Here is a 15,519-nt window from a genome sequence, read left to right as displayed (position 1 = left end):
GAGGAAAGTGAGTGTCAGTTGTCGCAATCCACGCCGATCGGCCATTTCAAAAGCCAAGCAAAATTTCCCAGTTGGCGCCCCGGGGCTGAGATGTGTTCACCCGGCCCGCCCTTCCCGTGCTTATCATCTGCCCAGTAGTGGATCACTGCCCTCCACATCACCAAGCATCAATCCGCGCCCACGCAGGAGTGGTTGACCAGCCATGTCCGCGTGAGCGCTTCAGAAAGGTCCGTGCCATTGAGCACCGTGGTGGCCAGACGCTCACCGCGCGCCGAGGGTCCGCAGCTCCCCGAGGGACAGGTCGAGCTGGCGGAGCCGCCGGTTCTGGGGGAGCCGGCGAACGCCGATTTCGGATCGGCGCTGATGTACCTGCCCATGGCGCTGGGCACCGGAGCCATGGTGCTGATGTTCTCCATGCGCAGCGCCGGACCGACCACGTACATGATGTCCGGGATGATGGGCATCGCCATGGTCAGCATGACGCTGACCCAGATCGGCCGGGCCGGTGCCGAACGCCGGCGCAGGATGCGGGCCGAGCGGCGTGACTACCTGCGCTATCTCGCGCAGAAGCGTCGGCAGGCCCGGCAGGCCGCCGAGCAGCAGCGGGCCGCCCTGCTGTGGGACAACCCGGATCCGGGACGGCTGTGGGCGCTGGTGATGGGCACCCGGCTGTGGGAACGCCGCCCGGCGCACGAGGACTTCGCCCGCGTCCGTATCGGACAGGGGGTACGCCGCGCCGCGCTGGAGTTCCTGCCACCGCAGACCAAGCCGGTGGAGGACCTGGAGCCGCTGACCGCGATCTCGCTGCGCCGGTTCACCAGGGCGCACCAGACGGTGCCACGGCTGCCGATCCCCGTCGCTCTCCGGCGTTTCACCAGCGTGGAGTTGGCCGGTGAGCCGGAGCTCGCGCTCGGGCTGCTGCGGGCCATGGTGGCGCAGCTCGCCGCCTTCCACTCCCCCGACGAGCTGCGGATCGCCCTGCTGGGCGGGGCCTCGGCGCGGGCCGAGTGGGACTGGCTCAAGTGGCTGCCGCACAACGCGCACCCGCACGAGGAGGACGACGCCGGTCAGGTGCGGCTCGCCGCCGAGGACCACGACGCGCTGATGGAACTGCTCGGCACCGAGGTGCGGGACCGGCCCGACCACGACCCGGATGCCTCGCCGAGCGTGGCCGAGCCGTTCGTGGTGATCGTGGCGCAGGGCGTACGGATGCCGGAGACGTCGCGGCTCACGCACGGCGGGCTGCGCAACGTGGTCCTGCTGGACGCGACGGGTGCGATGACCGGCGGTCCGAAGGTGCTGCGGCTCACCACCCGCGGAACCGGTGTCGAATTCCCGGCGGGCGACGACACGGTGACCGCCGAGGCCGACGCACTGAGCCGCACCGAGGCGGACACGCTGGCCCGGCTGCTGGCGCCGATGCGCACCAGCGGCAGCGTGGACCTGGTGGACCGGCCGCTGGACTCGGACTTCGACCTCACCTCGCTGCTGGGCATCCGGGACCCGCGCGGCTTCGACGTGGCCGCCAAGTGGCGCCCGCGCGTCACCCAGTCCGCCCGTCTCCTGGTGCCGTTGGGCGTCACGGAGGAGGGCGAGGTGGTCGAGCTGGACATCAAGGAGTCGGCGCAGGGCGGCATGGGCCCGCACGGCCTGCTGATCGGTGCCACCGGCTCCGGCAAGAGCGAACTGCTGCGCACGCTGGTGATGGGCCTGGTCGCCACGCACTCCTCGGAGATCCTCAACCTGGTGCTGGTCGACTTCAAGGGCGGCGCGACCTTCCTGGGCATGGACCGGCTGCCGCACACCTCGGCGGTCATCACCAATCTGGCCGACGAGATCCATCTCGTGGACCGCATGCGCGACTCCATCAACGGCGAGATGATCCGCCGCCAGGAACTGCTGCGCGAGTCCGGGTACTCCTCGCTGTTCGACTACGAGAAGGCGCGGGGCGCCGGGGCGAACCTGACACCGTTGCCGTCGCTGCTGATCATCGTGGACGAGTTCTCCGAGCTGCTCGCCGGCAAGCCGGAGTTCGTGGACCTGTTCGTCTCCATCGGCCGCCTCGGGCGCAGCCTCGGGGTGCATCTGCTGCTGGCCTCCCAGCGGCTGGACGAGAGCCGTATCCACAAGGTCGAGGGCCATCTGTCGTACCGGATCGCGCTGCGGACGTTCTCCGCCATGGAGTCGCGCAGTGTCATCGGCGTGTCGCACGCCTACGAGCTGCCGTCGGCGCCGGGCAACGGCTATCTGAAGGTGGACACCACCAACCTGGTCCGCTTCAAGGCCGCTTACGTCTCCGGCGCGGCCCCTGAACCGGTGGGCGAGGCGGAGCGGTCCGCGCAGCCGGCCGCCGCCGGGCAGGAGGTCACCCCGTTCGGGCTGGAGCGGCAGGGCACGCTGATGTCCGAGCGCGTCGCCGAGCAGCAGGCCCTGGAGTCCGCCCGGGAGGCGTCGGCCGCCGCCGCACGTGAGGCGGCCGCGAAGGCGTCGGGCGGTGAGCAGAACGAGGAGAGTCTCCTGGAGGTGCTGATCGGGCGCCTGGAGGAGAGCGGGCCGCCGGCCCGGCAGGTGTGGCTGCCGCCGCTGACCGAGTCCCCGAGCCTGGACCAGCTGCTGCCGGGCATCGTGCCCGACCCGGCGCGCGGCATGAGCGCGGCGGACCATCCCTCACTCGGCTCGCTGCGGGTGCCGCTCGGCATCGTGGACCGGCCCTTCGAGCAGCTGCGCGAGCTGCTGGTCGCCGACCTCTCCGGGGCCGACGGCCACATCGGCGTGGCCGGCGCCCCGCAGACCGGCAAGTCGACCCTGCTGCGCACCCTGATGCTGTCCCTGGCGCTGACCCACACCCCGGAGGAAGTCCAGTTCTACTGCCTGGACTTCGGCGGTGGAGGTCTGGTCTCCACCGCCGGGCTGCCGCACGTCGGCTCGGTCGCCACCCGCCTCGAACGCGACCGCGTCCTGCGCACGGTCGCCGAGCTGAGCCGGCTGCTGGAGAAGCGCGAGGAGGAGTTCACCTCACGCGGCCTGGAGTCGATGGCGGCCTACCGCGGGCTGCGGGCCACGGGTGAGATCGACGACCCCTACGGCGATGTGTTCCTTGTGGTCGACGGCTGGGGCACACTGCGCCAGGACTACGAGGAACTGGAGCCCCGGGTCATCGAGATGGCCGCGCGCGGGCTGTCGTTCGGTCTGCACGTGATCGGTTCCGCGGTGCGCTGGTCGGAGTTCCGGCCCCGGCTGCGCGACCTGCTGGGCACCAAGTTCGAGCTGCGGCTGGGCGATTCGATGGAGTCCGAGGTCGGCTCCCGGACCGCGGCGGCCGTACCGCATCAGGCCGGGCGCGGTCTGACCGCGGCCGCCCACCACTTCCTGTCCGCGCTGCCCCGCCTGGACGGCTCGGGCGGGACCGGCGATCTGACGACGGCCACCAAGGCGGCCGTCGCGGAGATCGACACCTTCTGGACGGGCCGCCCCGCACCCGGCGTCCGGCTGCTGCCGACCCGCCTCGCGGTGACCGATCTCCCCTCGCCCGAGGGCGACTTCAAGGTCTGCCTCGGCTGGGACGAGCAGCGGCTCGAACCGGTCTGGCACGACTTCACCGCCAACCCGCATCTGATGGTCTTCGGCGACGGCGAGACCGGCAAGACCAACGCGCTGCGCCTGATGATCCGCGCCATCACCTCCCGCTACACCCCCGGGGAGGCGCGCATCATGGTCGCCGACCCGGGGCGGGGACTCCTCAACTCGGTTCCCGAGGCGTACCGGGTCGGCTACGTCGTGGACGGCGACGCGCTCTCCCAACTGGCCACCAGTGCCTCGGTGTCGGTGGGCAAGCGGGTGCCGGGCCCGGACATCAGCCCGGAGCAGCTCGGCCGCCGCGACTGGTGGGAGGGGCCGCTGCTGTTCGTCCTCATCGACGACTACGACCTGTTCTCCGGGGCCCCGGGTGCCCCCTCCCCGATGGCGCCCCTCGTGCCCCTGCTCGCGCAGGGCCTGCACATCGGCATGCATCTGGTCGTCGCCCGCAGCACCTCCGGATCGATCCGCGCCATGATGGACCCGGTGCTGCGCCGGCTGTGGGAGCTGGGCAATCCCGGCCTGCTCTTCTCCTACCCCAAGGAGGAGGGCAAGTTCCTCGGCGAGGCCAAGCCGCGCACGCTGCCCGCGGGCCGGGCGCAGCTCGTCACCCGGCGTTCGGTACGGCTCGTGCAGACCGGGCTGGTGCCGTCGTGAACGACCTCAGCCCACTCTCCCCCGCCCCCTCAACCTCCCCCTCCCCAGGAGCAGTCCGATGACCACAGCCCCCGCGGTCACCGCACCCGCCTCGGAGGTCTGCCGGGTCACGGTGGTGGGTCCCACCGGCCGGGCCGACCTGGCGATCCCGCTCACCACACCGGTCTCCGCGCTGCTGCCGGTACTGGTGCGTCATGTGACGGCACAGGCGGCCGACCGCGGTACGCCCTGGGTGCTGCAACGGCTCGGCGAGGAACCGTTCGACGCCGACGCCACCCCCGCGAGCGCGCACCTGCGCCATGGCGAGGTGCTCCATCTGCGGCCCGCCGACGAGCCGTTGCCCGCGCTGCACTTCGACGACGTCTCCGACGGGGTCGCGCACGTCGTGGCCGCGTTGCCCGGCGGCTGGCGCCCCGCGCTGACCCGGGGCCTGGCCCTCGCCCTGGCGGTGCTGACGCTGCCCGCGGTGGCGTGGGCGCTGCTGGGGTTCGGTCCGGGGCTCGCGGCCTCGGCCGGCGCCGGGGTGATCGCCGTGGTGCTGGCCGCCGGCTGCGTGGCCGCCGACCGGCTCGCCGCCGAGAAGGGCGCCGTGCTGGTGGCCGGTCTCGGCGCGCTCGCGTTCGGCGCGCTGGCCGGGCTGACGTTCCGCCAGGGGCCGCACGGCGGGTTCGCGCCGGGGCTGCCCGGGGTGCTGGCCGCGGCGGGCGGTGTCGTGGTGGTGGCCGTGGCGCTGCTGGCGCTGCGCCCGGTGCCGCCGGTGATCCCCGGCACCGCGCTGGGCACCGCGCTCGCCGCCGCCGTGGGGACCGGGCTGATGCGCGCCACCCACTGGCACGGCGCTCAGGCGGTCGCCGTGGTCGCGGTCGCCCTGTTCGTGCTCGGCCACTTCGGCCCCCGGCTCGCGCTGCGCACCGCCCGGCTGCGGGTGCCCCGGCTCCCGCACGACGCGGCGGAGTTGCAGGAGGACATCGAGCCGGAGCCGCAGGAGCGGGTGGAACGCAAGGTCAAGTCGGCGGGCTCCTTCCTGGACACCCTCAGCGTGTCCTCCGCGCTCGTCTACACGGCCGGCTTCTGGTACATGACCCGCGAGGGCGGCTGGATCGGCTGGCTGCTGCCGCTGGTCTTCGCGGGCGCGGTGCTGCTGCGGGCACGCGGTCTGAACCGGTCCGCGCAGCGTGTGCCGACCGTGCTCGCCGGGGCCGCCGGTCTGGTCACGGTGGCGCTCACCCGGTTCGCCGCGGCGGGCGACGGCGCCCGGGTGATGGTGGTGGCCGTACTGATCGCCGCGGTCCTCGCCCTGTTGGTGGCCGCGTGGCGGCTGCCCGGCGGCCGGCTGCTGCCGGTGTGGGGGCACGGCGGCGATCTGCTGGAGACGGCCACCGCGATCGCTCTCCTGCCGCTGCTGCTCCAGGTTCTGCACGCGTACGCCTACTTCCGCGCCCTGACGAGCTGAGAGGGGCCGAAGCGTGCAGACCCGACGCGATCACATGCAGGCGTACCAGTTCGCCATGGGCCGGCTGGCGACCGCCCTCGTCACCGGCGACCCCGGCCGCGGCGACAGCCCCACCAAGCGGGCCGCGCTGGGCAGTTTCCTCGGCGCGGGACTCGTCGTCCTGCTGTCCCTGGGGTTCCTGGCCTACGGCAAGCTGTCGCCGGTGACCACGGCGGCCTGGCGCGAGCCCGGCTCGATCGTCGTGGAGAAGGAGACCGGCACCCGCTACCTCTTCCTCGACGGCCGGCTGCGCCCGGTGCGCAACTACGCCTCGGCACTGCTGCTGACCGGCAAGGCCGCCGCCGTACGCACCGTCACGGCCGAGGCGCTGAGCGGGGTCCCGCACGGCGCGCCGGTCGGCATCGACGGCGCGCCCGACTCCCTGCCCACCCCGGCCACCCTGCTGGCCGGTTCCTGGACCGACTGCCTGCGCCCGGATCTGCCGTCCGGCCATCTGGTCGACTTCGCGCCGGGCGCGCACGCGGGCGCCTTCCCCGCCGGACGGCAGTTGCTGCTGAAGTCCGCGGGCGGCCGGCGGTTCGTGCTGTGGCGGGGCACCAAGTACCCGGTGCCGGCGCAGTCCGCGCTGATCGCGCTCGGCCTCGACGGCGACCGGCCGGTGGCCGCGTCCGCCGCCTGGCTGGCCGCCGTACCGACCGGGGCGGCGCTCGCCCCGGCGAAGCTCGACCGGATGGGCGCGGCGGCCGGACGGATCGCCGGACGGCCCGTCACCGTGGGCCAGTTGTTCTCCATGAGTGCGGCGGGCGCGCGGCACACGTACGTCATGACCGTCGACGGGGTGACCCAGGTCAGCGCCTCCGAGGCCGCGTTGCTCGCGGCCCGGCCCGGCGCGCCGGCCACCCGCGAGGTGTCGGTGACCGACATCGCCTCCGCCCGGGTCGCCGCCGAACACTCCTTGGACAGCGGGGTGCCGGACGTGCTCGGCGCCCCGGCCGTCGACACCTCCGGGCAGGCGGTGTGCCTGCGGGAGAGCACGCGGGGCGCCCGCCTGAACGCGGCTGTCGTCGTGGAGGGCGGCCCGGCGGCCACCGGGGAGCAGCGGGTGCTGGTGCCGCCGTCGCACGGTGTGTACGCCGTGGACCAGCGGGGGGTCACGGCCCGGGTGGCGAACCCGCACACCTTCCTGATCACCGATCAGGGCATCGTCTACCCGCTGGGCTCCTCCGCCGCGCGGTCCCTCGGCATCGGCGGCGCCGCGGCGACCGCGCTGCCGGAGAGCCTGCTGGTGGCGCTCCCGCACGGACCGGTGCTCGACCGCTCGGCGGCGGCGCTGACGGTGAAGGCGGGGCAGGACGCGACGACGCTCCCTCCTTCGGCCGACTCCGCTCAACAGCAGGGCACTTCGGGTGCCGGCGAAACCTCGGGCAAGGCCCCGGTCCCGGCGGTGTCAGCCGATCCGTCCGCCACCGGCTCCGCCGCACGGGTGGGGTGAGCGGATGCGCAGAGGACCGGGCACCGGCCGGACGGGCGGGACGGCGTTGCAGTGCCGGGCCGAGGGCCGGGCACTGCTGGTGCACCCCAAGGGCGAACCCGATCCGCACGCCGCCGCGTTCGCCGCGGGGCTCGCCGCCGACCCCCAGCACACCCTGGCCGTGGTGGATCTCCCCCACGGGTCGCTGGAGGGCTCGGCGGACGCGGTGGCGCGGCTGCTGGCGGGCCGGGGCGAGAGCCTGCGCCTGGTCTTCGGCCGCGGCACGCCCCAGGAGTCGCGGCGCGCCGCGCAGCGGATCGCGGACCGGCTCGGCCGGCTGGTGCTCGCCCCGGACGGCGCGGTGCTGCCGACCGACGGGGGCGGTCTGTTCATCCCGAGCGAGCACGGCGCGGGCTGGCTGCGGTTCCGGCCCGGCCGTGCGGCGGAGCGCGACTCGCGCCGATTCCCCAAGCCGCGCTGGGAGTTCTCCACCTTCGACCGCCCCTGGACGACCAGCGGCAACGGCATCGCCGAGCCGGCGCCCTGCGGGGTGTGGGTGCGCAGTCCGCACGACCATCCGGCCGCCGGGAGCGGCCGGCGCCTGGTGGACCGGCTGCCGAGCCATCCCGACATCCTCACCGTGATCCTCGGCAGCCCCGGCGGGACGCCGGTGACCCTGGCGGACGTGACCCGCCTGTGGGAGACGGTCCTGCCGTCCGCGCGTTCCTGGGTGCGCTTCCTGCACCTCGGTCCCGTCGTGCTGCCCGAGGGCGCCGAGGCGCTGGGCCAGGAACTCGCCGACGCGCTCGGCCAGCAGGTGGTGCTGTACGCGGGCGTGCCGGTCGAGTCGCGGGACGGCCTCGCCTCGCCCGAGGTGGCGGCGGTGCGGCCGGACGGCACGCTCGGTCACCGGCCCTTCGTCAGCGAGCTGATGTACTTCCCGCGCACCGGGGGCGTCCCCGCCCCGCCCGCCCTGTTCGGCCTGCGCCGGCCCCTGTTCGGGGTGCCGGAGATCACCACCGGTGTGTACGAGTACGCCGCCGACGCGGTGCTCGAAGTGGTGCAGAGCGGGCTGTGGATGCGCCCGCCGGCCGAGCCCGCGGACGGCGACGCGGTGCGTCGCGTACCGGCCGCGCCCGGCCGTGCCGCGATCCTGTACGACCGCGGGACCCCGGAGGCGGCCGAGCGGATGCGCTCGCTCGCCGAGGACATGCTGTGGCGGCTGGACCCCGAGTGCCGCGAGGGCTTCACCGTCGCCCCGGCCGACGAGCCGGGCCGCGTGGCGGTGCCGGCGGACGACGCCCACCTGTGGTCCTCGCAGGACGCCACGGCGACCGGCCCGCGGGCGATCGCCACCGGGGCCTTCCGAGGGCGGACCCGGAACGCCGAGGTGGCGCCCTGGGGTTCGCGGAGCCCGGCCGCGACCGCGGCGGCAGGACACGCGTTCGTACGGGCCGAGGGGCCGGACACGGCTTCGGCGCTCGCGCGACTGGATGTCGACGGGACGACCGTCCGGGTACGGGGGAGCGCGGCGGCGGTACCGCACAGACCGCACAGGGCGGCACCCCCCGCGGCCAGGACCGGGGCCGCGGCGCCGCGGGCCGGGTTGCCGAGGGTCGAGTCCGGCGACGACGTCCCCGTGACCGGTGGGCCCTCGGCGGCCGGCCGGCCCGAGCGGGAGACCGACGCCACCGCGTCGGCCGCCACCGCGACCGGGGGCGCGCCCCTGCCCGAGCCCGGACCGCGGGCGCCGCGGCCCGGTGCGGAGCCGCGGGAGGCGCCGCGCACCGGGCCGGACCCGATGTCCGGGGCGCCGGCCGCCGACGGGCCGGCAGCGACGGCCGCGGGCCAGGGCCCGGTGCCGGCGACGCCCGGTCCCGTCGAGCCGGTGCCCGCGTCGCCCCGTCCCGCCGGGCCCGCGCGCCTTCCGCTGCCCGACCTTCCGGCCGTGTCCGAGCCGGGGCACCCGGGTGAGCCGCCGAAGGAGAACCCGCGCCCCGCGGACGAGCCCGGCGGCAGGGGTTCGGACCGCCCGGCGCGGACCGGCGTACCCATGCGGCGGCCCGCCCCGGGGGCGGAGCAGAGGCCCGCGCCGGAGCCGCGGCCGCAGCCGGTGAGCCCGGTCCCGCGCACTCCCGGCAGTTACGGCACCGGTGCGGCCGTACCGCCCGCCCCTGCGGCCGAGAAACCGGAGCTGCCGCCGCAGCCCGCGGTGGCTCCGGCGGCTCCCGACCGCGCCTCCCGGCCGGTCGCGGCAAAGCCCGCCGCCCGGCCCGCGCCGTCGATCCGGCTGGAGTCCGACTCCCCGGCCGCCGCTCCCGTGGCGCCCGCCGACCCCGGTCGGGCCGACGGGCCGGCGCCGTCCGCTCCCGCACCGGCCGCGCCCGGCGGTCCCGGGCCCCGGACGACCGCTCCCGCGGCGGTCCCCGGCGTCCGCGTGCAGCCCGCTCCCAAGGCGTCCGCCTGCGCCGTACCCCCCGAGCGGGGCACCGAGAAGGAGCGGGACTGGGTGCGGCGGACGCTCAGCACGCAGTACAACGCGGTCGCGGGCACGGTGTCCCGGGTGATGTCGGAATCGCCGGGACTGCGCGGCGGCGCCCGCGGCGAGGCGGCGGACGCGCTCACCGACCTGGTGGCCGTACGGCTGTTCCTGTCCGGGGACGGTGCGCGGGTCAACGCCGCCGTACGCGCCGCCGCGGTCGGTCCGCACGTGCCGTTGGCCCGCTGTGTGGCGGCCGGGCTGCGCAGGCTGCCGTCCTACCGGGGCGCGGCGCTGCTGCGGGCCCGCGCGAGCGCGGCGGAGCGGGCGTGGTTCCGGGAGGGCCGGCTGGTGACGGAGTGGGCGTTCTGCACGGCGTACGGCGCCCCGCGGCCCGGCCCGCACGGCGCCACCGACTTCCTCATCTGGTCGATCACCGCCCGCCGTACCAATCTGATCGACCCCGCCGAGCCGGACCGGGTGGTCTTCCTGCCCGGCACCACGTTCAAGGTGCTGCGCCCCGCGGAGGGCGAAGGCCCGGTGCTGCTGCGGGAGTTGTCGCCCTCGGAGATCGCCTCCGACGGGAAGGTGGACGTCCAGCGGGTGCCGTTGGACGAGATCGCCCTGGACGGTCTCGACCGCGCGGCCGCCGCGTTGCGCGCCGACGACGCGGCGGGCCGGGACGAGCGGGGTGACAACGACGGCCTCGGGACACCCCCGGGCCTGATCGGTGGGGCACCGGTGACACGGCAACGCCCGCGCGGCTCCGGCGGCGGCGAAGGCGACAGCGGCGACCTGAGTGCGCCTGACGAGGGAGCGAATCTGTGACCCGGCCCGTGCTTCTGGTGTCCCCCGACCGCCCCGGGGCCTACCGTGCCATCGCCGACGCCCTGGCGGACGCCACCGACGGCGCGCTGATCACCGTCGCGCCGGGGCGTTACGACGAGAGCCTGTACATCGACCGCGCGGTGACGCTGGCCGCCGAGGGCACCGGCGGCACGGTGGAGATCGCGGCGGCCTCGGGCAGCACCCTCGTCCTGGACGCGGAGGCGGTGCGGCTCACCGGCCTCCAGCTCTCCGGCAGCGACCGCGACGCCCCGGTGCTCGACGTGCGCCGGGGGCAGGCCGCGCTGGACGGCTGCCGGATCACCGGCGAGGCCTGGGCGGCCGTGCTGGCCTGGCAGGACGGTGTGGTCGCGCTGCGGGGCTGCCAGGTCACCAACGCGCGGGGCGCGGGCATCGTGATCACCTCCGGCGGCGCCAACGCCGTGGAGGGCACGCACATCCAGGAGGTCGGCTCCTCGGCGGTCGTGGTGGCCGAGCACGGCCGGCTCACCCTGCGCGACTGCCGGCTCGACCGGGCCCGGGGCAACGGGATCTGCGTCAACGGGCACGCGACGGCGGTGGTGGAGGCCACCCGGATCAGCGGCAGCGGCAAGCCGGCCCTCGCCGTGGAGCAGAACGCGCGCGCCACGCTCACCGGTGTCGAGGTGAGCGGCAGCGCGGCCCTGGACGCGTATCTGACCAGTGCGGCCGAAGTCGTCCTCACCCGCTGCTCGTTCACCGGTTCCGGTGGTCAGGCGGTCCGGATCGGCGAGGGCGGCGCGCCGGTACTGCGCGAGTGCCTCGTCGCCGGGGCCCGGCGCGAGGGCATCCATGTCTCGGCCGGCGCCGGGCCCCGTCTGGAGGACTGCCGGATCACCGGCACCCCGACCGGGCTGCTGGTGGAGGCGGGCGGGCACGCCGAGGGCACGGGGCTGACCGTCGAAGGGGCGGCTACGGCGGCCGTGCACGCGGCGGACGGTGCGGTGGTGCTGGACCGGCTGACGGCCGGCGCCGGGGGCACCGCGTTGCGCGGTGTCGGGGCCGAGGCTCGGCTGACCGTCAGCAACGCCGAGTTGGCGACGGGTGTCGAGCTGTCCGAGGGCGCCTCGGCGGCACTGTCCGCGCTGCGGCTGCGCTCCGGTGGCGGCACGGGCCTCGCCCTCGCCTCGGGTGCCCGCGCCGAGGTCACCGGTTCGGCGTTCACCGGCTGCTCGACGCTCGTCGGGGCGGAGGCGGAACTCAGCGCCGAGGACAGCGAGTTCACCGGGGCGGACGGCGACGGCATCCGGATCAGCGCGGGCGGTTCCCTCACCGCGGTCGGCTGCCGGGTCAACGGGGCGCGCGGCCACGGCGTGAACGTCCAGGCGTCCTCGCGGGCCGAACTGACCAACTGCACGGTCTTCGACAACGGCGGCGACGGCGTGCGCTGCAACACCGACGAAGCGGTGCGCGTGCACGACTGCGAGATCCGCGACAACGGCGGCGTCCCGGTGCGCCAGCTCAAGACGGGCCGGGTCTCGGTGGAACGCGTGGACACCGGCGGCGACGCGTCCGGCCGCACGGCCGACAGCGCGGGCGGCACCGGCGGCACCGGCGCGGCGGCCGGCGACGCGGCGACCCGGCAGGCCGCGCACACCGGCACCGGACCCCTCGCGGAGCTGGAGGGACTGGTCGGCCTGGAGAGCGTGAAGCTGGAGGTCACCGGGCTGATCAACCTGAACAAGATGGCGCAGCGTCGTCAGGAGATGGGCCTGCCGATGCCGCCCATGAGCCGGCACCTGGTCTTCGCGGGGCCGCCCGGCACCGGCAAGACCACGGTGGCCCGGCTCTACGGCGCGGTCCTCGCGGAACTGGGCATCCTCAGCCAGGGCCACATCGTCGAGGTGGCCCGCGCCGATCTGGTGGCCCAGATCATCGGCGGTACGGCCATCAAGACCACGGAGGTCTTCAACAAGGCGCTCGGCGGCGTGCTGTTCATCGACGAGGCGTACACGCTCACCAACCAGTCCCGCGGCAACGGTCCCGACTTCGGGCAGGAGGCCGTCGACACGCTGATGAAGCTGATGGAGGACCATCGCGACGAGGTCGTGGTGATCGTCGCCGGGTACTCCGCGCAGATGGAGCAGTTCCTCGCCTCCAACCCGGGCATGGCCTCCCGCTTCGCCCGCACCGTGGAGTTCCCCAACTACAGCGCCGAGGAACTGGTCACCATCGTGCGGGGCCTGTGCGCCAAGCACTACTACGAGCTGTCGGGCTCGGCGCTGGAGGCCCTGGACCGCTACTTCCAGGACGTGCCCAAGGGCGCCACCTTCGGCAACGGACGGGTGGCCCGCCAGGTCTTCGAGGAGATGATCAGCAGGCAGGCGTCCCGGCTCGCCGCCGAACCCCCGGGCGACGACACGGAGTTGTCCCGCCTCGACGGCGCGGACGTCATCACGGTGCCGGGCGGCGCGGCGGAGGCCCCGGGCGGCGGCCCGGCGGCCGCGGCGAGCGGGCCGGCCGACCGGACCGATGGCCGAGGCGCCCAGGACCGGCAGCCCGCGGGCCCGGCCCGCGGACCCGTCACGGCGCCCGCCGCCGCACCCCACCAGTCGTCCGGCCTGCGGAAGCTGGCCGCGATGACCGGACTCGACACGGCCCGCACCGCCCTGGCCACCCGGGTGGCGGCGCTCGCCGGCGCCCGGGGCGAGCCCGGCCGGGCGGTGTCCGCGCAGGCCAACATCGTGCTGGAGGGGCCGCAGGGCAGTGGCCGGCGGGCGCTGGCCCGGTCCTACGCGCGGTGTCTGACCGAGGCGGGCCTGCTGACCTCGGGCACCGTGCACGAGGTGAGGCTCTCCGCGCTCCCGGCACGCTTCCCGAAGCAGCCCGCCCACCGGCTGGCCGCGGCCCTTGAGGAGACCGAGGGCGGGGTGCTGGTGGTGCGGCTCGACGACGCCCTCGGCCGCCGTTCGCCCGCCGAGCGCGCGGCGGTGCTCGACGGACTGGCCCGGCTGGCGGGCACCCCCTGCGACACTGTGCTCGCACTGTGCGGCTCGGCCGCCGAGCTGCGCGCCCTGGTGAGCGAACGTGCCGACATCGCAGGGGAGTTCGCCGAATATCTCCGGCTCGACCCGTACACCGTGGAGCAGGCCATCGAGCTGGTACGCCGCCGGCTGTGGGCCTTCGGCTTCCGACTGGCCGACGACGCGGGCGAGATGCTGGCCGCCGCCTTCCTTGCCTCGCCGCCGCGCGGGGGCGCCTGGGAGGCGCACCGGCTGGCGGAGCGGCTCGCCGCGTCCGCCCGCACCCGTACCGTCTCCGCGAGCGATCTCCCCGGACCCGCGGCCCCCGGCGCGGCAGCGGGTCCGGGCCACGCGGGCCCGGGGGGCGCGGCGGCGGGCTCGGCGGCCGGACCCGCGCCCGCGGCGAACGGTGCGCCGGCGCCCGAGGCCGGGCGGACGGCCGTACCCGCCGATCCGCAGCCGCGCGCGGACGGCGCGCACCCGCTCCACCCCGACCCGGCCACGGCGGCGCGCCCGGCGGACGCCCCGCACGGCGGGGCCGGCCGGCCGGACACCACGGAGCCCCCGCCCCGGGCGAGGCCCCTGGTGCAGACATGAGAGACGTCCGCCCCCCGCCGCCGCGCACGGCCTCGTGCGCGGCGGCGGACGGCGGGTGAACCCCCCACCATCCGGCGCCGATGCGCACCCCCCATGGGTGTGACATCGCTGTCAGCGGCCGAGGCCGGCGCCGCCGTTCGAGAGAGGACCACACGATGGCACTGACGTCAGTCGAACTACAGGGAATGACCGCGGCCCAGGGCAGCTTCCAGACCGCCCTGGACGAGACCACCGGCTCGTACGCGCAGATGGACGGCCAGATCGAGGGCCTGCGGGCGAGCTGGAGCGGCGAGGCCGCGAACATCTACCACACGGCCATGCAGGACTGGCTGACCGACTTCGACAAGGTCAACCAGGCGCTGCGCACCATGCTGGAGAAACTGGCGCAGAACACCCACGTCTACGCCAACACCCACGAGCACACCCAGCAGCAGGCGCAGCAGGTCGCGCAGCAGATCGGCTCGGGCAGCGTCGGCCTGCCGGGCTTCCCCGTCTGACCGGTCCCCGGCCGACACACCCCTTCGTACTCGCATCCGTTCCCAGGGAGCCGGACAGCAGATGACCACGTACACCGTCCAGATGGAGCAGGTCGACTACATCGTCGGCGAGATGAACTCCATCACGCAGCGCATCAACCAGACCCTCACCGAGCTGGACAACGCGGCGAAGATGCACCTCAGCGAGTGGACCAGCGACGCCCAGCAGACCTACCAGCAGGTCAAGGCGCAGTGGGACGCCGCCGCCGCGGACATGACCCAGAAGGCCGCCTCCGCCACGCAGATGCTCGGTGAGATAAACGAGTACTACTCCAGTGGCGAGCGCCAGGGCGTTCGGCTCTGGGGGTGACCCGGGGTGACTGACGGCATCTCAGCCTCGTCGAATTCCAACGGCAACTCGAATTCGAACTCGACCGGCGATCCGCAGCAGTACGACGGCGGGACGACGATCGGCCACGGGCACGGAACGGTGACCCAGGGCACGACCTTCAGCCCTCCCGACGTACCGGGCGGCTCGGGCGATCCGGGCAGTGGCACCAGCGTGGACACGCCGTCGATGCTGTTGTTCGCGGACAACATCGACAAGCTGATCCAGCCCACGCGGGACGCCGCGACCGAGCTGGGGAAGGTGCAGGCCGAGCCGGGCGCGTTCTACCACGCGAACCGGATCCGGGCGAAGGTCAACGGTCCGAACGCCGACTCCGGGCTCAAGGAGTCGTACATCAGGGTGTTCCAGGACCTGGCCCGGGGCCTGGGTGATCTGCGCGACGGGGTCGAGCAGTTGGCGCAGCACTACACCACTCTGGAAGACGCCGGGCGGATGAAGGCGACGGATCTGCAGAACGCCATGCAGAGCACGAGCAGCGACTTCACCAGCCTGGTGACCGACGCCGGCGGATCCGGCGGCGGAGCAAGTTGACGGGTGGTCCCCACCGCTCCCAGTGCGTCATGACGGCGACGGG

Annotated in this window: 8 protein-coding genes; all 8 read left to right on the top strand. The window is 74.8% G+C overall.

What is annotated here, in order from left to right; genetic code table 11:
- Nucleotides 1–231 precede the first annotated feature (231 nt).
- The 8 genes from eccCa (at nt 232) to VT52_RS17870 (ending at nt 15,476) form a co-directional block, all read left to right on the top strand.
- Nucleotides 232–4,233, top strand: coding sequence for a type VII secretion protein EccCa (gene eccCa / locus VT52_RS17905; RefSeq protein ID WP_476756024.1), 4,002 nt, complete (start codon nt 232–234; stop codon nt 4,231–4,233).
- A 58-nt stretch (nt 4,234–4,291) separates the two neighbouring features.
- The gene (gene eccD / locus VT52_RS17900; RefSeq protein ID WP_046422511.1) at nt 4,292–5,686 is read left to right on the top strand and encodes a type VII secretion integral membrane protein EccD; all 1,395 of its coding nucleotides are present in this window, start codon (nt 4,292–4,294) and stop codon (nt 5,684–5,686) included.
- A 13-nt stretch (nt 5,687–5,699) separates the two neighbouring features.
- Nucleotides 5,700–7,178 carry a type VII secretion protein EccB gene (gene eccB, locus VT52_RS17895; protein ID WP_143070883.1) on the top strand — a complete coding sequence of 493 codons (1,479 nt, stop codon included), beginning with the start codon at nt 5,700–5,702 and terminating at the stop codon, nt 7,176–7,178.
- A gap of 4 nt (nt 7,179–7,182) precedes the next feature.
- A complete protein-coding gene (locus VT52_RS17890; RefSeq protein ID WP_143070882.1) occupies nt 7,183–10,464 on the top strand; it encodes a hypothetical protein in 3,282 nt (1,093 codons plus the stop codon).
- Entirely contained in the window at nt 10,461–14,060 is a 3,600-nt protein-coding gene (locus tag VT52_RS17885) for a right-handed parallel beta-helix repeat-containing protein (RefSeq protein ID WP_053055544.1), read from the top strand. Before VT52_RS17890 ends, VT52_RS17885 begins: the two co-directional genes overlap by 4 nt.
- Nucleotides 14,061–14,215: 155 nt before the next feature.
- Nucleotides 14,216–14,557, top strand: coding sequence for a WXG100 family type VII secretion target (locus tag VT52_RS17880; protein WP_167377709.1), 342 nt, complete (start codon nt 14,216–14,218; stop codon nt 14,555–14,557).
- Between the two features lie 61 nt (nt 14,558–14,618).
- Nucleotides 14,619–14,906 (top strand): WXG100 family type VII secretion target, encoded by a 288-nt coding sequence (locus tag VT52_RS17875; protein ID WP_037655754.1) that lies wholly within the window; start codon nt 14,619–14,621, stop codon nt 14,904–14,906.
- Between the two features lie 6 nt (nt 14,907–14,912).
- Nucleotides 14,913–15,476, top strand: a complete 564-nt coding sequence (locus VT52_RS17870) for a hypothetical protein (RefSeq protein WP_053055545.1) — start codon at nt 14,913–14,915, stop codon at nt 15,474–15,476.
- Nucleotides 15,477–15,519: the final 43 nt, after the last annotated feature.

Source organism: Streptomyces malaysiense (genome assembly GCF_000980885.2).
Taxonomy (GTDB): Bacteria; Actinomycetota; Actinomycetes; order Streptomycetales; family Streptomycetaceae; genus Streptomyces; species Streptomyces malaysiense.
Note: the sequence above shows the minus strand (reverse complement) of the source record. Positions and strands in the feature narration are given on the sequence as shown.